Origin of the sequence: Streptomyces sp. enrichment culture, assembly GCF_964272895.1 — a bacterium.
Classification (GTDB): Bacteria; Actinomycetota; Actinomycetes; order Streptomycetales; family Streptomycetaceae; genus Streptomyces.
The window spans coordinates 59432-85019 of the sequence record NZ_OZ186833.1; the positions used below are offsets into that span (position 1 = coordinate 59432).

General features: G+C 70.1%; 20 protein-coding genes and 1 pseudogene. 7 read left to right on the forward strand and 14 right to left on the reverse strand.

Translation table 11 applies throughout. The annotated features are described in order from the left end of the window. Positions 1–110: 110 nt before the first annotated feature. Positions 111–1879: pseudogene (locus ACSU6M_RS33840) on the reverse strand (FAD-dependent monooxygenase). Between the two features lie 197 nt (positions 1880–2076). Here ACSU6M_RS33840 and ACSU6M_RS33845 point away from each other — a divergent pair. The 6 genes from ACSU6M_RS33845 to metF all read left to right on the forward strand — a co-directional run bounded on the left by ACSU6M_RS33845 (position 2077) and on the right by metF (position 10230). Further along, positions 2077–2337, forward strand: coding sequence for a hypothetical protein (locus ACSU6M_RS33845; protein ID WP_437075560.1), 261 nt, complete (start codon positions 2077–2079; stop codon positions 2335–2337). After that, positions 2330–2782 (forward strand): nuclear transport factor 2 family protein, encoded by a 453-nt coding sequence (locus ACSU6M_RS33850; RefSeq protein WP_437075562.1) that lies wholly within the window; start codon positions 2330–2332, stop codon positions 2780–2782. The genes ACSU6M_RS33845 and ACSU6M_RS33850 overlap by 8 nt, the downstream gene beginning before the upstream one ends. Positions 2783–3002: 220 nt before the next feature. Continuing rightward, entirely contained in the window at positions 3003–4535 is a 1533-nt protein-coding gene (locus ACSU6M_RS33855; protein WP_437075564.1) for a multicopper oxidase family protein, read from the forward strand. Between the two features lie 390 nt (positions 4536–4925). Next, positions 4926–5909, forward strand: a complete 984-nt coding sequence (locus ACSU6M_RS33860; RefSeq protein WP_437075565.1) for a carbohydrate kinase family protein — start codon at positions 4926–4928, stop codon at positions 5907–5909. After that, positions 5906–9361 (forward strand): methionine synthase, encoded by a 3456-nt coding sequence (gene metH / locus ACSU6M_RS33865; RefSeq protein WP_437075566.1) that lies wholly within the window; start codon positions 5906–5908, stop codon positions 9359–9361. The genes ACSU6M_RS33860 and metH overlap by 4 nt, the downstream gene beginning before the upstream one ends. Beyond that, positions 9358–10230: a methylenetetrahydrofolate reductase [NAD(P)H] gene (gene metF, locus ACSU6M_RS33870; RefSeq protein ID WP_437075568.1), complete on the forward strand. Its 873-nt coding sequence runs from the start codon at positions 9358–9360 to the stop codon at positions 10228–10230. The genes metH and metF overlap by 4 nt, the downstream gene beginning before the upstream one ends. 189 nt (positions 10231–10419) lie before the next feature. Here the strand turns inward: metF and ACSU6M_RS33875 are convergent, their stop codons facing one another. The 10 genes from ACSU6M_RS33875 to ACSU6M_RS33920 all read right to left on the reverse strand — a co-directional run bounded on the left by ACSU6M_RS33875 (position 10420) and on the right by ACSU6M_RS33920 (position 20877). Then, positions 10420–10953, reverse strand: a complete 534-nt coding sequence (locus tag ACSU6M_RS33875) for a PhzA/PhzB family protein (RefSeq protein ID WP_437075570.1) — start codon at positions 10951–10953, stop codon at positions 10420–10422. 13 nt (positions 10954–10966) lie between these two features. Then, a complete protein-coding gene (gene phzG, locus ACSU6M_RS33880; RefSeq protein ID WP_437075572.1) occupies positions 10967–11653 on the reverse strand; it encodes a phenazine biosynthesis FMN-dependent oxidase PhzG in 687 nt (228 codons plus the stop codon). After that, a complete protein-coding gene (locus tag ACSU6M_RS33885) occupies positions 11646–12482 on the reverse strand; it encodes a PhzF family phenazine biosynthesis protein (protein WP_437075574.1) in 837 nt (278 codons plus the stop codon). Before ACSU6M_RS33885 ends, phzG begins: the two co-directional genes overlap by 8 nt. A 45-nt stretch (positions 12483–12527) precedes the next feature. Continuing rightward, positions 12528–14438, reverse strand: a complete 1911-nt coding sequence (locus tag ACSU6M_RS33890) for an anthranilate synthase family protein (protein WP_437075576.1) — start codon at positions 14436–14438, stop codon at positions 12528–12530. After that, a complete protein-coding gene (locus tag ACSU6M_RS33895; protein ID WP_437075578.1) occupies positions 14435–15058 on the reverse strand; it encodes an isochorismatase family protein in 624 nt (207 codons plus the stop codon). The genes ACSU6M_RS33890 and ACSU6M_RS33895 overlap by 4 nt, the downstream gene beginning before the upstream one ends. Before the next feature lie 29 nt (positions 15059–15087). Then, the gene (locus ACSU6M_RS33900; RefSeq protein ID WP_437075675.1) at positions 15088–16263 is read right to left on the reverse strand and encodes a 3-deoxy-7-phosphoheptulonate synthase; all 1176 of its coding nucleotides are present in this window, start codon (positions 16261–16263) and stop codon (positions 15088–15090) included. Positions 16264–16328: 65 nt separating this feature from the next. Then, positions 16329–16817, reverse strand: a complete 489-nt coding sequence (locus ACSU6M_RS33905) for a PhzA/PhzB family protein (protein ID WP_437075580.1) — start codon at positions 16815–16817, stop codon at positions 16329–16331. A gap of 107 nt (positions 16818–16924) precedes the next feature. Next, the gene (gene aroC, locus ACSU6M_RS33910; RefSeq protein WP_437075582.1) at positions 16925–18109 is read right to left on the reverse strand and encodes a chorismate synthase; all 1185 of its coding nucleotides are present in this window, start codon (positions 18107–18109) and stop codon (positions 16925–16927) included. A 398-nt stretch (positions 18110–18507) separates the two neighbouring features. Continuing rightward, the gene (locus tag ACSU6M_RS33915) at positions 18508–19554 is read right to left on the reverse strand and encodes a cytochrome d ubiquinol oxidase subunit II (protein WP_437075583.1); all 1047 of its coding nucleotides are present in this window, start codon (positions 19552–19554) and stop codon (positions 18508–18510) included. 51 nt (positions 19555–19605) lie between these two features. After that, complete coding sequence (locus ACSU6M_RS33920; RefSeq protein WP_437075585.1) at positions 19606–20877, reverse strand: cytochrome ubiquinol oxidase subunit I; 1272 nt, start codon at positions 20875–20877, stop codon at positions 19606–19608. A 191-nt stretch (positions 20878–21068) separates the two neighbouring features. Between ACSU6M_RS33920 and ACSU6M_RS33925 the strand changes: the two genes are divergently transcribed. Then, positions 21069–22001 carry a LysR family transcriptional regulator gene (locus ACSU6M_RS33925; protein ID WP_437075587.1) on the forward strand — a complete coding sequence of 311 codons (933 nt, stop codon included), beginning with the start codon at positions 21069–21071 and terminating at the stop codon, positions 21999–22001. Between the two features lie 104 nt (positions 22002–22105). On the opposite strand, the gene ACSU6M_RS33930 is transcribed toward ACSU6M_RS33925, so the two are convergent. The 3 genes from ACSU6M_RS33930 to qcrB form a co-directional block, all read right to left on the reverse strand. Continuing rightward, on the reverse strand, positions 22106–22756 hold the full coding sequence (locus ACSU6M_RS33930; protein WP_437075588.1) for a sigma factor-like helix-turn-helix DNA-binding protein: 651 nt from the start codon (positions 22754–22756) through the stop codon (positions 22106–22108). Between the two features lie 108 nt (positions 22757–22864). Next, the gene (locus ACSU6M_RS33935; protein WP_437075590.1) at positions 22865–23230 is read right to left on the reverse strand and encodes a DUF3099 domain-containing protein; all 366 of its coding nucleotides are present in this window, start codon (positions 23228–23230) and stop codon (positions 22865–22867) included. 398 nt (positions 23231–23628) lie between these two features. Further along, a complete protein-coding gene (gene qcrB / locus ACSU6M_RS33940; protein WP_437075592.1) occupies positions 23629–25347 on the reverse strand; it encodes a cytochrome bc1 complex cytochrome b subunit in 1719 nt (572 codons plus the stop codon). Between the last annotated feature and the right edge of the window lie 241 nt (positions 25348–25588).

The following is a 25588-nucleotide window of genomic DNA, read 5'->3' on the forward strand; positions in this document are numbered from 1 at the left end:
TCTGTGCTCCTCGTGGATTGGGTCGAACCCAAGGCTTCGCCGATATGACAGGTCCGGGCGCCCGGATGTGACAGGCTGCCGCCGCATCCGGAATGCCGGGATCTGCAGGGCTAGCCCCTGTCAGTCGTTCCGTGGCCCATGACCTGGGCGAACACCTGGGCCAGCACGGCCTCGGGGTGCTCGGTGGCGCTCATGGACCGCCACGCCACGTGGTTGTCGGGGCGTACCAGGACGGCACCGTCGTCGCCGACCTCCCGTACGTCCGCCCAGCCGTCGTCGGTGTACTCCGCGCCGTCCCCGATCCGGGCCACGGTGAGGGGGACCGAGAACTTCTCGGCCACCTCACGGGCCGCCTCCGCCCAGCCGGTGCCGGTGGGGCCGGTGAGCAGGGCGAAGCCGTTCGCGGCGCCGACCAGGTCGTGTGTGGACAGCCGCTGTCCGTCGCGCTCGATCCAGGCGTGCGGCAGCCGGTGCCCGGGTCGGGTGGTGGGGTGGTAGTCGGTGCCCATGGGCGAGCGGGGCGGCGGCTCGGTCCCGTCGGGGACGACGGCACCCGCCTCGTAGGCGAAGCCGATCTCCAGGTCGTGGGCCTGGCACTCGGCACGGTGGGTGCCGAAGAGCTCCGCCGCCCTGGCCCGCCGGACCTCTCCGACCTCCGACGGCTCGAAGTAGTGGGCGAACGCCGTCGAGCGGCGCTCCGGCGGCACATGCGGGCCGAGGCCGATCGCGGCCTCCGTCATGACCCGGTGGTGGAACCAGGCGGCCAGGCCCCAGTCGACGTTCCGCTTGCCGACCGGCCGCCGCTCGGCCTCGTAGGTGTCCAGCAGGCCGTCGTCGGCGCGTCCGGAGAGCACCGCGGCCAGCTTCCAGGCGAGGTTGTGCACGTCCTGGATGCCGCCGTTGAGACCGAGCCCGGTGGTGGGCGGCTGGCGGTGGGCGGCGTCGCCCACGATGAACACCCGCCCGACCCGGTAACGGTCGGCGAGGACGCCCTCGACGGTCCACCGGGACACCTTGTGCACCGTCAGATCGAGGTCGGGCAGGCCCAGCACCTCACGCATGCGCTCGGCGACCGCCGCGTCGTCGGAGAGGTCCACGTCACCGAGGACGAAGGTCAGGCCCCACTCCTCGCACTGCCTGCCCCAGGTCGGCCCCATCTCCAGCAGCGCGGAGTTGAGGTCGGGGCGGTAGGGGTTGACGAACCAGGTCATCAAGGTGCCGTCGTGCCACCACTGCGACAGATCCGCGGAGAAGTACGCGGTGGTGACGTCGGCCATCTTCACCGTGCCCTGCATCCGCACACCCAGCTCCGGGCCGAGCGTGCGTCCGCCGTCGGCGGCGATGACGTACTGCGCCACGACCCGGTTGACGTCACCGGTGGTGAGGTCGCGGATCTCGGCGACGACCCGGTCTCCCTCCTCGGCGAAGGAGACCAGCTCGTGGGAGAAGAGCACGCGGCGGGGTTACGTTCCTCCGCCTTCCGGCGCAGGATCGGCTCCAGCCTCAACTGCGGCAGCTTGAACGGCAGCACCGGGCCGTCGGCCGCGTACACCTCGGTCAGCGCGCCACCGCCGAACGCGTCCATCTCGTGGATCACCCGGCGGTCCAGGGGACCGTCGCCGGTCAGCGAGGTCTGCCAGCGCACCCGGCCGAACCGGTCGGTGGTGGAAGCCCGCTCCACCACGTCGTCGTAGAGGCCGTGCTGGCGAAAGACCTCCATCGTGCGTTGGTTGATGTAATGCGCTTTGGGCACGATCGACGTGTCCGTATGGCGCTCCACGAGCATGTGTCCCACACCGTGGTCCGAGAGAAAGATGGAGGCGGACAGGCCGCAGCCACCGCCGCCCACGATCAGAACCGGAACCTCGGTAACCTCCATATTCGGCCTTCCCTAAGGTGAGGGCCCACAGGTAGGGCGCCAGACGATCATGAAGAGCCTGTCGCCGACGGGCGGGCCGCGGAAACGGTTCAACCGACGTGCCGTCCCGGATACGGCAGTCGACGCCACCATGGCGGCGGTCGACGCAGGCATGACGACACACCTCGGCCGATGCTGCGGTCCCAGCATCTGGCTCCGTGGTTGAGGCGCACTATCGAGCCGGTTGGTGCCGGCTTGGCGGCATCGGCGCACGGCCGCTGACCTCGAACAACCTCGAACACCCTCGGCTCGTGTCGAACACCGGACCGTCCGCGATCACCCGTTCGGGGCGGCCTGGCGAGGAAACGGCCCTCACCCGTCACATTCCGCGCGCACCCGCTGTCGACGTGATGGGCGGTGCCGTTCGTGGCACCGAGTCCCAGGCACTGCGAAAGAAGAAAGAGGAAAGCGATGAATGACTTCCAGGCCATCGCGGACCGCGTCGAAATCGAGGCACTGCGCGGGGAGTTCACCGACGCCGTGATGATGCGCGACTACGACCGCGTGGCGCGGCTCTTCACGGCGGACGGGGCGCTGCGGATGCCGAACATCCCCGTCGAACTGGAGGGCCCGGAGCAGATCCGCGCCTGGGGCCGGCGCGTACCGACGGTGCTGGACTTCCTCGTGCAGAACACCCACCCCGGCATGATCCGGCTCGACGGCGACACCGCTTCCGGCCGCGCGTACATGTCGGAGGTCGGGCGCGCCCTGAACGGCCGCTGCGGCATCAACTACGCCATCTATCATGATCGTTACCAGCGCACCGACGACGGCTGGAAGTTCACCGAGCGGGTCTACGAGGTCCGCTACGAGGACACCTCACCGCTGACCGGCAATCCGCCGCGCCCGGCCGCGGACGCGTGATCCATCGCACGACGACCTGTCCCCTCGGCCGCGATCGAGGGGGCCCGACCCTGCCGTGACCAGGAGCGGAACACCAGCCGCGATGCGACGGCGGTAGGAGCCGGCTCCGGTCGATCTTGAGTCCCGCTCCAGGCTGTCGAAAGCGGAGTGCAGAAGTCTGGGCGGGAGACCAGTAGCTGTTCGTCGCGTTACTTCGCGACATCTCTCGGGGGGAGATTGCATGATCCAGCGCAGAACCGTCCTCAAGTCCGGGGCGGCTCTCACCGGCGCTCTGGGGGGCGCGGGCCTGCTGGTGCCCGCCGTGTCGGACGCGGCGCCCTCGTCAACGGCCGCGACGACCGTGACGGACCTCGACCCGACCACCATCCCGAAGTTCCAGCAGGCCATGCCGGTGCCCCAGGTGGTACAGCCGGCCTGGTCGTCCACCACCACCAGCTGCTACCCGATGACGATCGAAGAGGTGGACGCGCAGGTCATACCCGGGTACACGACACGGGTGTACGGCTTCAACGGCAGATGGCCGGGGCCGGTCATCAAGGAGACCGCCGGGCGCCGCGCGCTGGTCAGGCAGTACAACCTCCTGAACGTGCCGACCTCGATCCACCTGCACGGCGCCCATGTGCCCGAGAGCAGCGACGGCGGACCGATGGACCTCATCGAGTCGGGCGGCGCGAAGACGTACACGTACCCCAACAGCCAGCCGCACGCGAACCTGTGGTTCCACGACCACGCCCACCACCAGGAGTCGGAGACCGTCTACCGCGGCCTGACCGGGTTCTACCTGCTGACGGACTCCGTCGAGCAGCAGCTGAACCTGCCCTCGGGCGCGTACGACGTGCCCATCGCCATCCGCGACGCCCGCTTCGACAGCAACGGCCAGTTCATCTACCAGATGGGTGACCTCCGCCAGCGCACGGTGGTCCTCGCCAACGGCAAGGCGTGGCCCTACTTCAACGTCGCGGCCCGCAAGTACCGCTTCCGGCTGTACAACACCGCCAACCTCCGCTTCTTCACGCTGAAGCTGTCGGACGGCTCGGCCTTCCAGCAGATCGGCTCCGACGGGGGGCTGCTGGAGAAGCCGATCGAGGTCACCTCGGTGGCGCTGTCCCCCGGCGAGCGGGCCGACGTCGTCATCGACTTCTCCAAGTACCCGGCGGGCACGCAGCTGACGCTCCTCAACACGGCGACGATGGTCGCCGAGGACCCGGTGGCGCTGATCGGGAACGTCCTGCAGTTCCGGGTGGGCAACCCCGTCAGCGACACCAGCACGGTGCCGGCGACGCTGCGCACGCTGCCGCCGCTGGGCACGCCCACGGTCAGCCGCGAGTTCGTGCTGAGCATGGACGCGACCAACACCATGGGCTCGGCCCTGATCAACGGCAAGGCGTACGACCACAACCGCATCGACACCGAGATCGCCTACGGGGCCACGGAGATCTGGTCCGTGCGCAACGCCAACCTCCGGATGCCGCACAACTTCCACATGCACCTCGTGCAGTTCCGGGTCGTGGAACGCAACGGGCAGCCGGTCACGTCCGGCCCGGAGAGCGGCCTGAAGGACACGGTGGCCATCGCCCCCGGCGAGACGGTCAAGGTGCAGGCGACCTTCACCGGCTACGAGGGAACGTACGTCTACCACTGCCACATGTTCGACCACGCGGCGATGGGCATGATGGCGAACCTCCGGGTCAGCAAGTCCACCATCAGCGGTTCCACCGCCACTCGACGGACGGGTGGCCGCTCCCTCAGATGAGAGCGGGACGGCCGGCGGACTCCGGCTGAAGAACCCCTTGAGGACGGGTCGACGCAGCGACGGCACAAGCGGTCGCTCGTCGGCCCGTTCGGCCGTGAACGGCCTGCGGGGAGCGGGCGGACGGGCCGCCCGACCTGCGTCCCGTGACACAGGTCACCCGGACGGGATATTGGCCTGCCGATGTCGCCCATGTCACTCTTACGGCACGCCTCCCCTGCCCAGATCCCTTGCGGCACGGGCGAGTTGAACTCTGCTCCGGCCGCGGGCCGCATCGCCGCCCGCCGAGCCCCCGCTGAACCCCGCTCCGCCCCGAGGATCACCTCCGTGTGACGCCCGCAGGCGGAGCTTTTTCCGTTTCTGACACCGGCACCACGTTCAAGGAGTGCTTGCGTGCGTATCGCCGTGGCCGGGTCGATTGCGATCGACCAACTGATGGTGTTTCCCGGAAGCTTCGCCGACCAGCTGATCGAAGGGCAGCTGGAGCATGTGTCCCTGTCGTTCCTCGCCGACCAGATGGAAGTGCGCAGAGGCGGGGTCGCCGCCAACATCGCCTTCGGACTCGGCCGACTGGGCCTGACACCGTACCTGGTGGGCGCGGCAGGGGCCGACTTCGCCGAGTACGGCGCCTGGCTGCGGGCGGCCGGCGTGGACACGGACGCCGTGCGGATCAGCGAGACCCTGCACACCGCCCGCTTCGTGTGCACCACGGACCGGGCGCAGAACCAGATCGCCACCTTCTACGCCGGTGCCATGGCCGAGGCCGCGAAGATCGACCTGGGTGCCGTGGCCGAACGCACCGGCGGCTTCGATCTCGTCCTCGTCGGCGCCGACGCCCCCGAGGCCATGCTGCGCCATACCGAGGCCGCCCATCGCGCGGGCATCCTGCTCGCCGCCGACCCCTCCCAGCAGCTCGCCCGCCTCGACGGACCGCAGGCCCGGCGCCTGGTCGACCGGGCACACCTGCTGTTCACCAACGAGTACGAGGCCGCCCTGCTGCGCGAGCGCACCGGCTGGAGCGAGCGGGACATCCTCGGCCGGGTCGGCACCTGGATCGTCACCCGCGGCGCCGAGGGCGTGTCGCTGTCGCGCTGCGGACAGCCCCGTACCGACATCCCGGCCGTACCGACGGAGCGCATCGCCGACCCGACCGGTGTCGGTGACGCGTTCCGGGCCGGGTTCCTCGCCGGCCTCGCCTGGGAGTGGTCCCCCGAGCGCGCGGCACGGCTCGGCTGCGCGCTGGCCTCCGTCGTCCTGGAGTCGGTCGGCACACAGGAGTACAAGCTCCTCCCCGCCGACCTCCTGGAACGCCTGGAGCGCGCCTACGGCCGCGAGGCCGCCCTGGAGATCGAGCCACGTCTGGCAGGTGTGTCATGAGCGGACTGCGCGAGGCACTGGCCACCCGAGTGGTGGTGGCCGACGGAGCCATGGGCACCATGCTCCAGGCCCAGGACCCGACCCTGGAGGACTTCCAGCAGCTGGAGGGCTGCAACGAGGTCCTGAACGTCACCCGCCCCGACATCGTGCGCTCGGTCCACGAGGCGTACTTCGAGGTCGGCGTGGACTGCGTGGAGACCAACACCTTCGGCGCCAACCAGGCGGCACTGGGCGAGTACGACATCGCCGACCGGATCTTCGAGCTGTCGGAGGCCGGGGCGCGCGTGGCCCGCGAGGTGGCCGACGAGTTCACCGCGCGCACCGGACAGCAGCGCTGGGTGCTGGGCTCCATGGGCCCCGGCACCAAGCTCCCCACGCTGGGACACGTCACCTACGACGTGCTGCGCGACGGCTTCCAGCGCAACGCCGAGGGCCTGATCACGGGCGGCGCCGACGCGCTGATCGTGGAGACGACGCAGGACCTCCTGCAGACCAAGGCCGCCCTGATCGGCGCCCGGCGGGCCATGGAGGCCCTCGGCGCGGACCTCCCGCTGATCTGCTCGCTGGCCTTCGAGACCACCGGCACGATGCTGCTGGGCTCCGAGATCGGCGCCGCCCTGACGGCCCTGGAGCCGCTGGGCATCGACCTGATCGGCCTCAACTGCTCCACCGGCCCCGCCGAGATGACCGAGCACCTGCGCTACCTCGCCCGGCACTCCCGTACGCCGCTGATGTGCATGCCGAACGCCGGTCTGCCGGTCCTGACGAAGGACGGGGCCTACTTCCCGCTCAGCGGCCCGGAGCTCGCCGACGCGCAGGAGAACTTCGTCCGCGACTACGGGCTCTCCCTGGTCGGCGGCTGCTGCGGCACCACGCCCGAGCACCTGCGCGCTGTCGTGGAGCGGGTGCGGGGACTGATGCCGCCGGCGCGTGAGCCCCAGCCGGAGCCGGGAGCCGCGTCGCTGTACCAGACGGTTCCGTTCCGTCAGGACACGTCGTATCTGGCGATCGGTGAGCGGACGAACGCGAACGGGTCGAAGAAGTTCCGTGAGGCCATGCTGGAGGGCCGCTGGGACGACTGTGTGGAGATGGCGCGCGAGCAGATCCGTGAGGGCGCGCACATGCTGGATCTGTGCGTGGACTATGTCGGCCGGGACGGTGTGGCCGACATGGAGGAGCTGGCGGGGCGGTTCGCGACGGCGTCGACGCTGCCGATCGTGCTGGACTCCACCGAGGTCGACGTGATCGAGGCGGGTCTGCAGAAGCTGGGCGGCCGTGCGGTGATCAACTCGGTGAACTACGAGGACGGGGACGGTCCCGAGTCGCGGTTCGCGCGGGTGACCCGCCTGGCGCAGGAGCACGGGGCGGCGTTGATCGCGCTGACGATCGACGAGGAGGGCCAGGCCCGTACGGTCGAGAAGAAGGTGGAGATCGCCGAGCGGCTGATCGCCGATCTGACGGGGAACTGGGGTATCCAGGAGTCGGATATTCTCATCGACTGTCTGACGTTCACCATCTGCACGGGTCAGGAGGAGTCGCGCGGGGACGGTATCGCCACGATCGAGGCGATCCGTGAGCTCAAGCGCCGCCACCCTCAGGTGCAGACGACGCTGGGTCTGTCGAACATCTCCTTCGGTCTGAACCCGGCCGCGCGGATCCTGCTGAACTCCGTGTTCCTGGACGAGTGTGTCAAGGCGGGGCTGGACTCGGCGATCGTGCACGCCTCGAAGATCCTGCCGATCGCCCGGTTCGACGAGGAGCAGGTCCGGACGGCACTCGACCTGATCTACGACCGGCGTGCCGAGGGGTATGACCCGCTGCAGAAGCTGATGGCTCTGTTCGAGGGGGCCACGGCGAAGTCGTTGAAGGCGGGCAAGGCCGAGGAGCTGGCGGCGCTGCCGCTGGAGGAGCGCCTGAAGCGGCGGATCATCGATGGTGAGCGCAATGGTCTGGAGGCCGATCTCGATGACGCCCTCGCCGAGCGGTCGGCGTTGGACATCGTCAACGAGACGCTGCTGGACGGTATGAAGGTCGTCGGTGAGCTGTTCGGGTCGGGGCAGATGCAGCTGCCGTTCGTGCTGCAGTCGGCCGAGGTGATGAAGACGGCTGTCGCCTACCTTGAGCCGCACATGGAGAAGACGGACGAGGCGGGCAAGGGCACGATCGTGCTGGCCACGGTGCGTGGTGATGTGCACGACATCGGTAAGAACCTGGTCGACATCATCCTGTCGAACAACGGCTACAACGTGGTCAACCTGGGGATCAAGCAGCCGGTGTCGGCGATCCTGGACGCGGCCGAGGAGCACAGGGCCGATGTGATCGGTATGTCGGGGCTGCTGGTGAAGTCCACGGTGATCATGAAGGAGAACCTGGAGGAGCTCAACGCCCGCGGTCTGGCGGCGACTTATCCGGTGATCCTGGGTGGTGCGGCGCTGACTCGTGCGTATGTCGAGCAGGATCTGCACGAGATCTACGAGGGCGAGGTCCGTTACGCGCGGGACGCTTTCGAGGGGCTGCGGCTGATGGACGCGCTGATCGGCGTCAAGCGCGGCGTGCCCGGCGCCAAGCTGCCCGAACTCAAGCAACGCCGGGTCAAAGCGGTCACCACGGTCGTCGAGGAGCGGGGCGCGGAAGGGCCGGTACGGTCCGACGTCGCCGTCGACAACCCGGTGCCCACCCCGCCGTTCTGGGGCACCCGTGTGGTCAAGGGCATCCAGCTCAAGGAGTACGCCTCCTGGCTGGACGAGGGCGCGCTGTTCAAGGGCCAGTGGGGACTGAAGGGCGCCACCATCGAGGGCGAGGGGCGGCCTCGGCTGCGGATGTGGCTCGACCGGCTGCGCACCGAGAACCTGCTGGAGGCGGCCGTCGTCTACGGCTACTTCCCGTGCGTGTCCAAGGGAGACGACCTGATCATCCTGGACGAGTCCGGGAACGAGCGGACCCGGTTCAGCTTCCCGCGGCAGAGCCGCGGTCGGCGGCTGTGCCTGGCCGACTTCTTCCGCCCGGAGGAGTCCGGGGAGACGGACGTCATCGGACTCCAGGTGGTCACCGTCGGCTCGCGGATCGGCGAGGCCACGGCCGAGCTGTTCGCCGCCGACGCCTACCGGGACTACCTCGAACTGCACGGCCTGTCCGTGCAGCTGGCCGAGGCGCTCGCCGAGTACTGGCACGCGCGCGTGCGCGCCGAGCTCGGCTTCGGCGGAGAGGACCCGGCCCACGTCGAGGACATGTTCGCGCTGAAGTACCGCGGCGCCCGCTTCTCCCTCGGCTACGGGGCCTGCCCCGACCTGGAGGACCGCGCCAAGATCGCGTATCTGCTGGAGCCGGAGCGCATCGGCGTGGAGCTGTCCGAGGAGTACCAGCTGCACCCCGAGCAGTCCACCGACGCCTTCGTCGTCCACCACCCGGAGGCGAAGTACTTCAACGCGGGCAGGGCGGGGGCAGGACGATGAGGGGGACGACGGGACCGACGCTGTCGTTCGAGTTCTTCCCGCCGAAGACCGCCAAGGGCGAGGAGAGCCTGTGGCGGGCCATTCGGCGGGTCGAACCGCTGGCGCCCGACTTCGTGTCCGTCACCTACGGCGCCGGCGGCTCCTCACGGCACCGGACCATCGAGGTGACCAAGCGGATCGTGTCCGAGACGACGCTGCGGCCGGTCGCGCACCTGACCGCGGTCGGGCACTCGGTGGCCGAGCTGCGGCGGATCATCGGGCAGTACGCCGACGCCGGCGTGCGCGATGTGCTCGTGCTGCGCGGGGACCCGCCCGGTGACCCCAAGGGGCCGTGGGAGCGGCATCCGCACGGGTTCGACTACGCCTACCAGCTCGTCGAACTGGTGCGGTCGCTGGGCGATTTCACCATTGGGGTCGCCGCGTTCCCGGAGAAGCACCCGCGCTCGCCCGACTGGGACAGCGACATCCGGCACTTCGTCGCCAAGTGCCGGGCGGGCGCGGACTACGCCATCACACAGATGTTCTTCGACGTGGAGGACTATCTGCGGCTGCGCGACCGGGTCGTGGCCGCCGGCTGTGACGTGCCGATCATCCCGGAGATCATGCCGGCCACGGACGTACGCCAGATCCGGCGCTTCGCGGAGCTCTCCGACGCGGCGTTCCCCGAGGACCTCGCCCACCGTCTGGAGGGCGCCCGCGAGCGGCCCGAGGAGGCGCACGCGATCGGCGTCGAGTACGCCACCGCCATGGCGGAGCGGCTGCTCGCCGAGGGCGCGCCCGGACTGCACTACATCACCCTCAACAAGTCCACGGCGGCCCTCGACATCCACCGCAACGTGCTGGACCGAAGGACCGTCCGCACCGGGTGATCCCGGCCACGCCCGGGCGCCGTCACACTTGGCGCGCGAGCACTGTCATAAGGGTGGAGACCGAGGGCACACCTGCTCCCCCGTCAGGAAACCCGATCCGGGACCCCTCGGTCTCCACCCCCGAAAACGCGAAAAGTCCCGGCCGCATTCCAGATGCGGCCGGGACTTTTTTCGTGTCCGTCTCGAGGGTCAGCTGCTGGGGATCCAGTCCCGCTGGATGCGCGGGGTCTCGATGCTCAGCGAGCGCATGTGCTCGATCGGGTTGGTGTACTCGCGGCTGGAGACGATACGGCCGTCACTGAGGGTGAAGCCGTGGATGAAGTGGTTGCGGTAGTGGCCGTCGGGATAGCCGGGGAAGCGGATCGTGCCCTCGCCCTCGCACTCGACCCAGATGACCGCCGGGTCGTGCGTCTCGTAGATCTGCACGTTGAACCACAGCCAGTCCGGGAGCACCTTGAGGGACAGCTCACCGTGGTGCTTGAGGTTCTCGCGGCCCCTGACGACGATGGGACGGCCGATGTCGGTGTAGAAGAGGGCGGCGCTGCCGTCCTCGGTGTACAGGGTGTAGCGGTTGAGCCGAGCGTCGGGATCGGTGTCCAGGTACCTCTCCACCGCCTGGCGGTTGCGGGCCCGCAGGTCGTGGTGGTCGGTGAACGGGGACGGCGGCACAGGGCCTCTCGAGGGGTCGGAGGCCGTCGGGGAGGGAGCGGTAGCGGCAGTCATGGCGATCACGGCCTCACGGCTGGAGACGGCTGATGTGCCAGCCGTCGTCTGTACGGTCGTAGCGCAGCCGCTCGTGCAGCCGGTCCGTGCCGTTGGCCCAGAACTCCACCGAGGTCGGCTCGATCCGGTACGCCACGAACGTCTCGGGGCACGGCAGCGGCTGCCCGGTGGCGCCCAGCTCCAGCGCCTTGGCGCGCAGTTCCTCGAACTCGTCGAGGTCCCTGAACGGCTTGCTCTGCCGGGAGGCGGTGGTCATCGCGTGCGTGTAGACGGCCCGCTTGAACCACAGCGCCTCCGCCTCGGCGCGGGACAGCAGACGCACCGGCCCGGCCAGCGTGATCTGCTGGCTGGTCTCGCGCCAGTACAGGACCCCGGAGGCCCACGGGTTCTCGGCGAGCTCCCGGCCCTTGCGGCTGTCGGCGTGGGTGATGATGTCGATCCCGGCGGCCGACACGGCGTTGATCGCCACGATGCGCGAGGACGTGCGGCCCTGGGCATCGGCGGTCGCGAGGGCCAGGGCCCGCGGTTCGCGCACCTCGTTCGCCACGGCGTCCTGCAGCCACTGCACGAGCAGCCCCATCGGCTCGGCGGGCGGGGTGACGAACTCGGGGAAGTCCACCGCGAGGGTGGCCGTCATCGTCTCGGAACGGGTGCTGCCGGGGCCGGCGTGCGTCACCTTTCCGTTCGTTGCCTCAGACATGCAGCACTCCTTCCAATGTGACGACACCATGGCCCGAGACCTCCACGGTCTCGACGTGGTCGCCCTCTCCGTGCACGAGAGCGCCCATGGGAGAGGGACGGCCGATCTCGACGCCCTGGGTGATCTCGATGTGTTCGCCGTAGGCGCCCAGGCCGTGGCGGGCGATGTGGATGGCGATGGGCCCGGCGGCGGAGCCGGTGGCGGCGTCCTCCACGACTCCGTACGCGGGCGAGAACATGCGGTTGCGCCACCGCGTCCCGGACCCGGCGATGCAGTTCGTCGCCATGTCCGGGAAACGGGCCAGCGCACGGTGGTCCGGGTCCAGCTTGGACAGCGCCTCCACGCTCTCCAGGGTGACCAGGACATGGCGCGGGCCGTTGCGGTAGATCTCGACCGGGAGCGTCGAGGCACCGATGCCGAGCGCTTCGAGGAGTTCGTCCGCGCGGTCGAACGGCTCCCACACGGGCACCGGCTGGCGCATGCGGGTCGCCACGACCGTGCCGTTCTCCCGCTCCAGCTCGAACGGGATGATCCCCATGGCGGTCTCGATCCGCAGCCGGTCCGCGTCCGTGCGCCGGCCCAGCGCGATGGCCGTGCCGAGCAACGGGTGGCCCGCGAAGGGGAGTTCGTTGACCGGGGTGAAGATCCGCACGTGGTGGTCCGCGCCCTGCTTGGGCTCCAGGACGAACGTGGTCTCCGAGAGGTTCATCTCCCGCGCGATGCGCTGCATCTGCTCGGCGGTCAGGTCGTCGCTGGCGAAGAACACCGCCACGGGATTGCCGGTGAGCGGCACCCGCGCGAACGCGTCGACGACGACGTACTGGTGCATCTGTTCTCCCACTTGTCTTGGTGCTGCGGCCGATGGCCGCACAGGTCAGGCCGGGTCGGGGACGCGGTCCGGCACGACCAGACCGGCCAGGGCGGTGCCCAGGATGCGCGGCCCGTCCTGAGTGAGAACGGACTCCGGGTGGAACTGCATCGACGCGAAGCCGGGGCCCCGCAGGGCATGGACCTCGCCGGTCGCCGGATCACGGCTGACGCGGACCCGGCCCAGGCCCTCGGCGGTGAACTCGTCGTCCTCGCTGACGAGGGCGAAGGTGTTGTAGAAGCCGACGTGCTCGGCGCTGCCGAACAGGTCGATCCGCTTCTGCACCCCCTGGTTGGGCACCGTCCGGCGGCGCAGCGGCAGACCGAGCCCGAGGCCGAGGACCTGGTGGCTGAGGCACACGGCGAGGAACGGGCGCCGCTCACGCAGCAGGGTGCCCACCGCGGTGTGCAGATGGTGCATCTTCGGGTGCGCCCTCTCCTGCGGGTCGCCCGGCCCCGGCCCCATGACGACCAGGTCGTGGCCCTCGAAGGCGTAGTCCTCGTCGAAGCGGCGGACCGTCACCCGCAGGCCGAGCGAGCGCAGCTGCTGGTCGAGCATGGAGGTGAAGGTGTCCTCGGCGTCCACGACCAGCACACTGCGCCCGGCCAGCTCCGGCCGGCCGGCCGCGAAGGCGTCGCGGCCCGCGAGCCAGAAGCCGGCGATGGAGTCGTTGCGCAGCCCGAGGGCCTCGCGCACGCTGGGGTGGTCGGCGAAGCGCTGCGGTCCGCCGCCGCCGAGGGCCGCGACGAGCCCGGCCGCCTTGGCGCGGGTCTCCGCGGCCTCGGAGGCCGGATCGGAGTGGCGCACGATGGTGGCGCCGACGCCGATCCGGAGCCGTCCGGCCGGGCTGATGTCCGCGGTGCGGATCAGGATCGCGGAGTCCATGACCCGCTCGCCGGCGTCGTCGCGGCCGATGAGCGCGGCGACCCCGCTGTAGTACTCGCGGCCGCCGGGCTCGAACTGGGCGATGGTGCGGCAGGCGCTCTCCAGCGGGCTGCCGGTGACGGTCGGCGCGAACATGGTCTCGCGCAGGATGTCGCGTACGTCGCGGTCGGTGCGGCCCTCGATGAAGTACTCGGTGTGCGCGACCCGGGCCATCTCCTTGAGGTAGGGCCCGACGACCCGGCCGCCCTCGGGGCAGATGCGGGCCATCATCTTCAGTTCCTCGTCGAGGACCATGTACAGCTCGTCGGTCTCCTTGCGGTCGTCGAGGAACTCCAGGACGCCCGACAGGGTGGGGCCCGACGCCGGATAGCGGTACGTGCCGCTGATGGGGTTCATCACGGCCGTACCGCCCTCGAGGCTGACGTGCCGCTCGGGCGAGGCGCCGACCAGGGTGCGGGTGCCGGTGTGCACCAGGAACGTCCAGTGGGCGCCGGACTCGCCCTGCAGCAGCCGGCGGAACAGGGCCGGGGCGCTCAGCGGGCCGTGGTCGGTGATGTCGGCGACGAAGGTGCGCTTGATGACGAAGTTGGCGCCCTCGCCGGTGCCGATCATCTCCTTGACGATGCGGCGCACCAGGTCCTCGTAGGCGTCGTCGTCGACGTCGAAGCCGCCGCCGGCGAGCGTCGTGGGGACGTCCGGGATACGGGCGAGGGCCTCGGCGAGCGGCAGCCGCTGCTGGCCGGTGACGGTCATCGCCACGAGCGGTGTGCCGTCGTCGGCGCAGGCGAAACCGCGCTCGGACAGCTGCCGGTAGGGCATGAGGGCGAGGACCTCGTGCCGGGCGCCGGTGCCGGCGGCCGGGGCCGGGGGCAGCGGGATGTCGGCGAGGGTCGCGGGCTGGGACACGGTGCCCGTCAGGACCTCGACCGCGCCGGGGCCCGTGGTGGTGGGCCGGTGCAGCAGGGCGTAGGGCTGCGACGGTTCGTCCAGCACCTTCTGGAGCAGATCGGTGTGCGGATCGGCGTGCGTCATGCGAACAGCCCCTTGACCGTGGTGACACGGGCACAGCGCTCGGCGGCGTAGGTGAGGGCCGAGCGGTGGTAGTCCTCGGAGAAATCGGCGGTGGCGTCGGCGACGAAGAACGGCTGGATGTCGTTGGTGAACGCGTCGACCGCGGTGGCCAGCACCCCGACATGGGCGTAGACGCCGCACAGGATCAGCTGGTCGCGGCCGGCGGCGCGCATCCGCTGGAGCAGGTCGGTGCGGAAGAAGGCGCTGTAACGCCACTTGGTCAGCAGCCAGTCCTCCTCGCCCGGTGCGAGGGCGTCGACCACCTGGCGGTCCTCGGGCGTGGCGCGCATACCGGGGCCCCAGAAGTCCTTGAGCAGACCGCGCTGTTCGTCGGTCATGCTGCCCGGCTGGGCGGTGTAGGCGACGGGGATGCCGAGCGCGGCGCACTGGTCGCGCAGCTGGGCCGCGCCTCGCACCAGGTCCTGGCGCAGCGGTTCGGGCAGCGGAGCGAGGAAGTAGCGCTGCATGTCGTGGACGAGAAGGACGGACCGGTCGGGTTCGGCCTTCCAGGACACGGCGGCCGACGGCAGGTCGCCCTCGGTGGGCAGCGGGTACGCGGAGATGGAAGGTATGCCGGTCATGGCTCCAGTTCCTGGCTCGGGCAGGTGGCTCAGGCGGTCCAGGCGGAGATCACGGACACGGCCTGCCACGGGGTGAGGCGGGGGTCGCAGAACGAGGTGTAGCGCTCGCCCACGGAGTCGAGGTCGTCCTTGCAGCCGGCGCACTCGGTGACGTCGTCGGGGGTGGTCTCCAGGTGCACCCCGCCGGGGACGCCGCCCGCGCCGCGCACGGCGTCGACGAACCGGGACAGCTCCAGGGAGATGGTCTCCACCATCCGCGTCTTGTGGCCGCTGGGCGCGGTGACGGTGTTGCCGTGCATGGGGTCGGTGAGCCAGATGGCGCTGTGGCCCGCGCCGCGCACGGCCTCGACGAGGCGCGGCAGCCGGTCGGCGACGACATCGGCGCCCATGCGGGCGATGAGGGTGAGCTTGCCCGGGTCGCGCCAGGGGTCCAGCCGCTCGCACAGGGCCAGCAGTTCCTCGGGCTCCATGCCGGGGCCCACCTTGCACGCCACCGGGTTGGCGACCTGGGACAGCAGGGCGACATGGGCGCCGTCGACCTGGCGGGTGCGCTCGCCGATCCACGGCCAGTGTGTGGAGCCGAGGAACATGCGGCCCTGGTCGTCCATGCGCAGCATGGGGATCTCGTAGTCGAGGAGCAGTGCCTCGTGGCTCGTCCACACCAGCGGCTCGACGACGTCACGGCCCGCGGCGCGTTCACGCCAGCCCAGGTGTTCGATGATGTCGCTGGCGGCCATGTAGCCGGTGAGCATGCGCAGCGGGTCGGCCTGGCGGCTCTCCGGGTCGGCTTCCGGGCCGTTGACCATGTGGCCGCGGAACGAGGGCAGGGTGATGCCGTCGACGACCTCGGTGTCGCTGGAGCGCGGCTTGGCGAACTGACCGGCGATGCGTCCAACGCGCAGCACGGGCTTGCCGGTGATCAGGCCGAGCGTCCCGGCGAGCAGGTCGAGCACCGCGGCCTTGCGCGCGACATGGCGGGGGGTGCATTCCTGGGGGTCCTCGGCGCAGTCTCCCGACTGCACCACCATGGCCTCACCGAGGGCCACCTTGCCGAGCAGGGTGCGCATGGTGGCCACGTCGTCGGGGTGCACGAGGGTGGGGCGGGTCGCCAGTGCCTGGCTCACCCTGCTCAGTTGGGAGAGGTCGCTCCACTTGGGCTGCTGCACGGCCCCTCGGGCACGAATCTCCCGTATGACGTCTTTCACGACGTCCTTCATGTACGAACTCCGATCCCAACGGTGATGTCGTGCCGGTCAGGTGCTGCGCGGGGTCAGGTGGGTATGCCCTTGCGCTTGATCTCCGGGACGGGAATCCCGAGCGAGCGCAGCTGCTCGAACGGGTTCATGAATTCGCGCTGCCGCTTGATCTTCCCGTTCTCGAATTCGAAGGAGTGCAGGAAGTGGTTCTCGTAGAAACCCTCGGGGTAGTCGGCGAAGCGGATCTTCCCGTGCCCGTCGCACTCCACCCAGAAGTGGTTGGGGTCGTCGGTCTCGAAGATCTTGACGTTGTACCACTCCCAGTCGGGGAAGCATTCCAGCGACCAGACGGCGTGCTCGGCGAGGCGGTCCCTGCCGTTGATGACGATGGGGGCGCCGGTGTCGGTGGTCCACAGGCCGCCGCAGCCGTCCTCGGTGAACAGCTCGTGCCGACGCAGCCGGTCCTGCCCCTTGGTGTTCATGTACCGCTCGACGATGGCGCGGTTGCTGCGGCGCAGCTCCGCCTCGTCGCCGAATGCCCCGGAGGTGACGTTCTCGGACACTGACTGCTCCCTGTCTGTCTTTTCGTGTGTCTGTGCGCAGGAACTGGACGAACAACAAAAGCGGCCCCGTGGCCGGGACCGCTCGACTCTCGGTAGATCGGACGACGTCAGCGGATGGTCAGCCGGTCGAGGTACGAGGTGACGTTGCGCCGTGTCTCGGCCACGCTGTCGCCGCCGAACTTCTCCGCGACCGCGTCCGCGAGGACGAGCGCGACCATCGCCTCGGCGACGATGCCGGCCGCCGGCACCGCGGAGACGTCGGAGCGCTGGTGATGGGCCTGCGCGGGCTCCCCGGTGGTGACATCGATGGTCTTCAGCGCCCGCGGCACCGTCGCGATCGGCTTCATCGCCGCCCGCACCCGCAGCAGCTCACCGGTGGACAGGCCACCCTCCGTACCACCCGCGCGACCGGAGACACGCCGGATACCCTCGGGCGTCTTCACGATCTCGTCGTGCGCCTTGGAACCGGGGACACGGGCCAGCTCGAAACCGTCACCGATCTCCACGCCCTTGATGGCCTGGATGCCCATGAGCGCACCGGCCAGCCGCGCGTCCAGCTTGCGGTCCCAGTGCACATGGGAGCCGAGACCGACCGGCACGCCGTAGGCCAGCACCTCGACCACACCACCGAGGGTGTCACCGTCCTTGTGCGCCTGGTCCACCTCGGCCACCATCGCCTTCGACGCGTCGGCGTCCAGGCAGCGCAGCGGGTCGGCGTCCAGCTTCTCCACGTCGGCAGGCGTCGGGTAGACACCCTGCGGGGCCCTCACCGAGCACAGCTCGACCACATGCGAGACGATCTCGATGCCGGCCGTCTCCTTCAGGTACGAGCGCGCGACCGCCCCCAGCGCGACGCGGGCCGCGGTCTCACGGGCGGAGGCACGCTCCAGGATCGGACGGGCCTCGTCGAAGCCGTACTTCTGCATGCCCGCCAGGTCCGCATGGCCCGGACGCGGCCGGGTCAGCGGGGCGTTACGGGCCAGTTCGGCGAGCTCGCCCGGATCCACCGGGTCGGCCGCCATGACCTTCTCCCACTTCGGCCACTCGGTGTTACCCACCATGATCGCGACCGGAGAGCCGAGAGTCAGGCCGTGCCGGACACCACCGAGAAAGGTGACCTCGTCCCGCTCGAACTTCATCCGCGCACCACGGCCGTAACCGAGCCGGCGCCGGGCCAGGTGATCCGCCACCATCTCCGTCGTGACCGGCACGCCGGCGGGAAGGCCCTCCAGCGTCGCCACCAGTGCGGGACCGTGCGACTCCCCCGCGGTCAGCCAGCGCAAGCTGCTCAATGGTGCTCCCCCGTGAAGTCGGTCCTCCTGGCCTTGTCGAAGCCGCCGGCGACTCCGAAATCGATGTCTCAAGGAGTCTCGCCCAGTGGCCGGAAACAGCCGATTGGGAGTTTCCTTCGCCGACCGACTCGCTGCCACGGAAATGTTTTTGGGCAGGGGGGGCTCTCAGAAATCGTGACACAGGCAGCACCGGCCGACCAAGGGCACTCGGAGGTGACCTGGGTCACTTGACCAGCCACTATGGGTATGTGACGAGCCGTCAGGACGAAAGTGCGTACCCTAAATGACAGGGGGCGCGGAGCACGAACTTCCCTAGCGAACATCAAACGGTTCTTGAATTCCTCTCCATTCTGCCGGCGGGCGATAACTCGTGCGGGGCGGTGAGTGAAGTGCGCGCCTCAGAAGTAGCTGGGATGCCGGCGGCCCGTGCGGCCCCGGAACACCCACCAGCTCATCGTCTGGTACGCGAGGATCACCGGGATCAGCACCAGCCCGAAGCCGGTGAGGATCTTCAGCGTGGCGCCGTCCGTGACGGCCTCGTCGACGGTCAGGCCCGCCGTACCGTCCGCGCCGGCCAGCAGATACGGGTGCTGTCCCGCGCCGATGAGCAGCACCAGCAGGACGACCGCCAGACAGGTGCCCGCGAAGGCCCGCACGCGGTGCCCGCGCCCCACGGCCCACCAGGCGCCGGCGAGCACCGCCGCGATCAGGACGGCGAGGACCGCCCCCGTCGGGGCGTTGGCCAGATCCGCGCCCGCGCCGGACAGCGTCAGCAGCAGCGGCACGGCAGCCGCGGCACCCGTCGCCCGCAGCAGCACGGCACCCAGCCGCCGGGCCCGCGCGGCGGTGCCGGGGGCCCCGCGCAACGCGACGAAGCCCGCCCCATGGGCCCCGAGCAGCAGGGTGAAGGTCACGCCGCAGGACAGCACGAACGGCGAGAACACCTCGCCGAACCCCACATGGAAGGACCCGTCCGGCCGCCGCGGCACACCCCGCAGCAGCAGCCCCACGACGAGCCCCCAGCACACCGCGGGCACCACACCGCCGAACACGATCAGCGCCTCCCACCTGCGGCGCCCGGCCGCACTGCGGGCGCGCCGGCGCAACTGGATCGCGGCGTTGCCGACGACCAGACCGACGAGGACGGCCACGATCAGCGGGTACAGGCCGGACAGCAGAGTGCCCTCCAGATGCGGGAAGGCACCGAACATGACGCCGGCGAAGGCCACCAGCCAGACCTCGTTGCCCAGGAAGAACGGCGCCATGGCGTCGAGGGCGGCGTTGTCCGCGCCGCGCTCGCCCTCCCCGTCCCCGCCGCCGTCCCGCTCCTCGGAGCCGCGCAGGAAGGGGTGCAGCATCTGCACGCCGTAGTCGTAGCCGCCGAGCACGAAGTACCCGGCCAGAAGCAGCCCGAGCAGGGCCAGCCAGAGGGTCTCCAGACTCATCTCGCTCAACTTTCCGTCACGGGAGGGCAGTTCATGACGCCGGTCGGCGGCTCAGTAGGCGTGGACCACCTGCTTGTCCGCCGGGGCGGGCGGTTCGGCGGCACCCAGCTGGGTGGCGTCCGGCCCGCGGCGGGCGAAGCGGGTGATGAGGGTCCAGTTCACGACCGCCAGCGCGACGAAGACGGTGACGAACACGGCGCAGGAGACGACCAGGGAGGTCCTGCCGACGTGGGACAGCGCGTCCTCGACGGTCAGCTCGCCGTAGATGATCCAGGGCTGCCGCCCGATCTCGCGGACGATCCAGCCGCCGATGGAGGCGATGAAGGGCAGCGGGATCATCGCCGTCATCAGATAGGCCATGGGACGCCACTTCACCAGGCGGTCCTTCCACAGCAGGAAGACGGCGACGAAGGTGATGGTGGAGACGGTGTTGCCGAGGACCGACATCACATCCATGGACACCCGCACCCAGTCCTGCCAGGGCACATAGTCGCCCGGACCGTAGGTCTCGGCCATCCGCGCCTGCACCGCGGCCACGTCGCCGCCCTCGATCAGGGCGTGCTTCATCGGCTGGGTGTCCTCGATGACGGGCTTCTGCAGCTCGCCGAGCACGACGACGAAGAACGAGGCGACCATGCTCACCCACACCCCGATGCGCAACGAGCCGCGGAACAGCTCCGTCTCCTGGGTGCCGCGCGCGAAGTGCCAGGCGCTGAACCCGGCGACGAGGACACCGCCCGTGGTGAGCGCGCCGAGCGAGAGATGGGCCAGGGCCGTCAGGGACATCGAGTTGGTCAGCAGCGCGGTGAAGTCCGTGAGGTAGGCGACGCCGTCACGCACCTCGTAGCCGACGGGATGCTGCATGAAGCCGTTGGCGACCAGGATCCAGTAGCCCGAGGCGTACGCGGTCAGGGCGACCAGCCAGATGAGGGTGACATGGACGCCCCGGCGCAGCCGCCCCCAGCCGAAGATCCACATGCCGAGGAAGGTGGACTCGGCGAAGAACGCGATGAGCGTCTCCAGCGCCAGAGGGGCGCCGAAGACATTGCCCGCGAACTTGCTCAGGCCGCTCCAGCTGAGCCCGAACTGGAACTCCATCACGATGCCGGTGACGATGCCCACCGCGTAGTTGATGACGTAGAGCTGGCCCCAGAACCGCGTCATGCGCTCCCGCACGGCCCGCTTGGCGGGATCGCGGCTGTACGCCGCCCTGGTGTGCATGAACGCCACCAGCGGGACGAGGCCCATCGTGAGGATCACGAACAGCCAGTGGATGCCGGTGGTGGCCGCGAACTGGAGTCGGGCCAGTTCCGCAGCGCTCATGGTGCGACCTTCCTGGGCGACGGCGGCCGGTGGGGCTGCGGGGCCTCGCATCGCGCGCGCGGCCGACGGGCGGCGCCGCCCGTCATCTGTGCGGTGACCCCGCCGAAGATCATAGGGACAACCGCTTATGCGTATCCAAGACCTTATTTGCCATGTGATGATGCCTCAAAAGGCATAAGGCGAGGTGGACGGTGGATCTGCGGCAACTGCGCTACTTCCAGACCGTCGCGCGCCACGAGCACATGAGCCGGGCCGCGGAGGAACTGCACGTCGCCCAGCCCGCGCTCAGCCGGACCATCGCCCGCCTGGAGGCCGACCTCGGCACCGCGCTGTTCGACCGCAAGGGGCGCCGCATCCGCCTCAACCGGTACGGGGAGATGTTCCTGCGCCATGTCGACCGCGCCCTCAGCGAACTCGACGACGCCCGCAGGGCGCTGCGCGACGCCCGGGACACGGGGCTCGGGCGGGTCAGCATCGCCTGCGAGACACTGCTGACCATCACCCCGGTCCTCGGCGGCTTCCGGGAGGCGTGGCCGCACGCCGATGTACGGCTCTACCAGTCCAACGCGCGTGAGATGAGCCGCCAGTTGCAGGCCGGGAAGGTCGACTTCTGCGTCGCCTCCCAGCCGCTGGCCGGCACGGGCCTGGAGGCCGTCGAGCTCGCCCGGGAGGAGGTGCTGCTCGCGGTCCCGCGCGGGCACCGGCTCGACGGGCGCGACAGCGTGACGATCCGCGAGATCGCCGGCGAGCCCTTCGTCACCACGCGGCCCGGACACTGGCAGCGCGCCCTGCTCGACCGGCTGTTCGCGGCGGAGGGGCTGGTCCCGCCGCTGTCCTGCGAGGCCGACGAGCCGGCCGCCATCCAGGATCTGATCAGTGTGGGCCTCGGCATCGGCCTCATCCCCGCGGTGTCCCGGCAGGCCGGCACGGACACGCACGTCCCGGTCGCCTGGGTCCATCTGGACGCCCCCGAGTGCCACCGCGTGCTCACCCTCGTGCACAGCCGTGACGCCTATCTGTCCGAGGCGGCCCTGAGATTCCGGGAGTTCGTCACCAGCAGGCCCTTCATGACCCACCACCTCCCCGACCTGCGCCGCGGCCGCGGGACCCAGCCGCACCCGTAACGCCGTAACGCCGTAGCGCCGTAACGTCGTAGCGCCATAGCTCCGTATCGCCGTGGCGCCGTGGAGGCGGGATCCGTCGCGGGCGGCCGACCGGTCGGCGCGCGTCACATCCTCGTCCAGCGGATCGTCCCTATCAGCCCGTCGACGATCTCCAGGGACAGGGCCGTCAGCGCCCTGCCGGTGCGGTCGCGGAAGACCGCGCCGGGGCGGCCGTTCACCGGCCGCGTGTCCATCGTCACGCCGATGCGCACGAGTGGCGGGACGATCGCGGCGAGCACCCGCGCCACCTGTTCCGCGCCCACGATGCGCTGCGGCCAGGGCGGCGCCTGACCGCCGCCGTCGCTCGCCCTCGACACGGCCTCCACCAGCCGCCCGGCCGCCGCCTCCGAGCACCCCACGGCCGACGCGATCTCGGCCGGACCGCACCCCAGCACCTCATTGAGCACGAAGACCGCGCGCCCGAGCGGCGACAGCCGCTCCAGCAGCACCAGGGCCGCCGTGGTCAGCGGCTCCGCGAGATCCCGGCACTCCGCGGGATCGACGCAGCGCGGCCCGTCGCCCGCCGGATGCCGCATGGACAGCGCGATCCGGGTCACCGCGGCCGGCAGGAACTCCGGGCGCACGACAGGCGCGGCCTCGTACTGGAGCCACGCCTCGTGCACCGCCTTGTCCGCCTCGTCGGCGACGCCCAGGATGCGGTGGGCGAGGCAGAACAGCACGGGCCGTGACTCCCGGAACGCTTCGGCCCGGCTCACGAGGCGCCTCCCCCCTGGATGGCGAGCCATGATGGCGGACGGGCCGTCGACGAGACGAGACGGCCCCGACACCTAGGACAGGCCACAGGCGGCGGACGTTCCGTCGGCTCAGCCCGTCGTGTGGTGTCCCGGCTCCGGCGGCAGGATCAGCGTCGGCTCGACGACCACACGCGGTACGGCGGGCTCCTTGCGGGTCCAGGACACCGCGTGCCGGGCGCCGCGCTGCTGGCGCCAGTGGGCCTGCGCGAACACGACGGCGACATACGGGATGCCGACCGCGCCCACCAGGGCGCAGACCGCGACGACCGGCCAGCGGCTCCAGGTGAGGGCCATCACGACCACACAGGCGGTGCGGATCAGCATGGCCCCGAGGTAGCGGCGCTGGCGGCCGCGCAGATCGTGGGTCAGACCGGTCCGCGCGCGGGTGATGGACTCGGCGCGGGAGGTCTCCCGGCGCCAGAAGGTGGTGCTCATCGGACCTCCGTGGGCGTTCCGGCGGGCACGGGCGTTTCCGGCGGCCGGGGAAGGACGGCGGGCGTGGGCGTTGCGGCACGGGCAGGGTGAGGGCGTCGCGGTGGGTGGGGGAGAGCGGGTGAGGGCGGGGGAGAGCGGGTGACGGCGTCGCTGCGGGCTCGGGAGGAAGCGGCGGGCGGGGATGTTGCGAGAGGCCGGGGCTGCGAGAAGCCGGGGGCTGCCACAGACCGGGGGCTGCGGGAGGCAGGGGTGTGGTGGGAGGCGGGGTGCTGCGGCAGGCAGGGATGTCGCGGCAGGCAGGGGCGCTGCGGCAGGCCGCGGAAAGACGGCGGCGCGGGTGACCGTCCCCTGATCACCCGCGCCGCCCCTGGTCCGGCCCTCTGCGCCATGCCGCCAGGTCAGTGCAGTTCCTGCTGCTCCGTCTCCCGCGCCTCGGCACGGCTCTGGGCGCCGATCTTCGGCTGCCCGTTCGGCGAGCCGTGCCCGTTCGCGTGCTCGAAGTGCTCCAGCGCCTCGCGCATCTCCTCCAGCGTGGGCTTGGCGATCTGCCCGCCGTACAGCCAGCGGCTGACCCGGTAGCGCAGCATCTGCTTGCGCGCCTTGGGGTTGGGCACACCGTCGCGTTCGGCGGCGGGCGCGGGCAGCGGCTTGTACTCGTGGCGGGCCAGCAGCGCGTACTCCTGCTGGCGGTCCAGGCGCTCGTGCACCTCGACGAACTCGCCGTGCGGCAGCCTGCGGATCCGGCCGGTCTCGCGGCCGTGCAGGAGCTTGTCGCGGTCCCGCCGCTGCAGGCCCAGACAGATCCGCCGGGTGATGATGTACGTCAGCGCCGGGACGACGAAGACTCCGATCCGGACCGACCAGGTGATCGAGTTCAGCGACAGGTGGAAGCGCTCGGCCAGGATGTCGTTGGAGCCACCGAAGAAGAGCACCAGGTACAGCGAGACGAACGCGACGCCGAACGCGGTCCGCGTGGGGTGGTCGCGCGGCCGGTCCAGGAGGTGGTGTTCCTCCTTGTCGCCGGTCACCCAGGCTTCGAGGAACGGCCACAGGGCGATCACGGCCATCATCAGGGTGGGCAGGATGACCGCGGGGATCAGCACGCCCATGTTGACGGTGTAGCCGCCCGGCAGCACGAACTCCCAGGCCGGCATGGCCCGCAGCGCGCCTTCCAGGAAGCCCATGTACCAGTCGGGCTGCGACCCCTGCGAGATCTGGTCGGACCGGTAGGGGCCGTACCTCCAGATCGGGTTGATCTGCGCGATGCCGGCCATCAGGGCGAGCACACCGGTGACGAGGAAGAAGAACCCGCCCGCCTTGGCCGTGTAGTGCGGCATCAGAGGCTGGCCGACGACGTTCTTCTCGGTGCGGCCCGGACCCCGGAACTGGGTGTGCTTGTGGTAGAAGACCAGGATCAGGTGGATCGTCATCAGGGCGACGATGATGCCCGGCAGCAGCAGGATGTGGATGCTGTAGAACCGCGGGATGATGTCGGTGCCCGGGTACTCGCTGCCGAACAGCAGCATCGTCAGATACGTGCCGACCAGCGGGATGGCGAGTGTGATGCCCTCGGTGATGCGCAGACCGGTGCCCGAGAGCAGGTCGTCCGGGAGCGAGTAGCCGACGAAGCCCTCGAGGGTGACCACGACCAGCAGCACGAAGCCGATGAGCCAGTTCGCCTCACGCGGCTTGCGGAACGACCCGGTGAGGAAGTGGCGCAGTGTGTGGACACACAGGGCCGCGATCATGGTCAGCGCCGACCAGTGGTGCAGCTGGCGGATGAACAGGCCGCCGCGCACATCGAAGCTGATCTCGACCGTCGACTCGTACGCCCGCGACATCGGGATGCCCTGCAGGGGGGCGTGCGTGCCCTCGTACACGACCTCCGACATGCTCGGGTCGAAGAACATGGTGAGCCACACGCCGGTGAGCAGCAGCATGATGAAGCTGTAGAGCGCGATCTCACCGAACATGAACGACCAGTGGTCGGGAAAGACCTTGCGGACCAGGAACCTGAAGTGGTAGATCCCGAGCCGTCCGTCCGCCCAGTCGGCGATCCGTTCGCCTCTAGGTGCCTCGGTGCGGGCACCAACTGGCGCTTCTTGGGTCGTGCTCATCCCCGCGCGCCCTCCCCTCGCGTGCCGTGAATCGGCTGGAACCGTATCCATGCCTCACTCGGTCGGACAACCGCATACCCCTCGGACGCGGTAGTCAACTCAAGTGATTCTTGAGCGAGTTTCGAGCTGCCTGGGCGCACATTGGCCTCTTGCGTACCTAACACGCCTGAAAAGCCCGCCCAGTTACCGGCCCGCACCCGCCTTCGGCCGGTCAAGTCGCCGTAAGCGGCGGCCAGTTGCT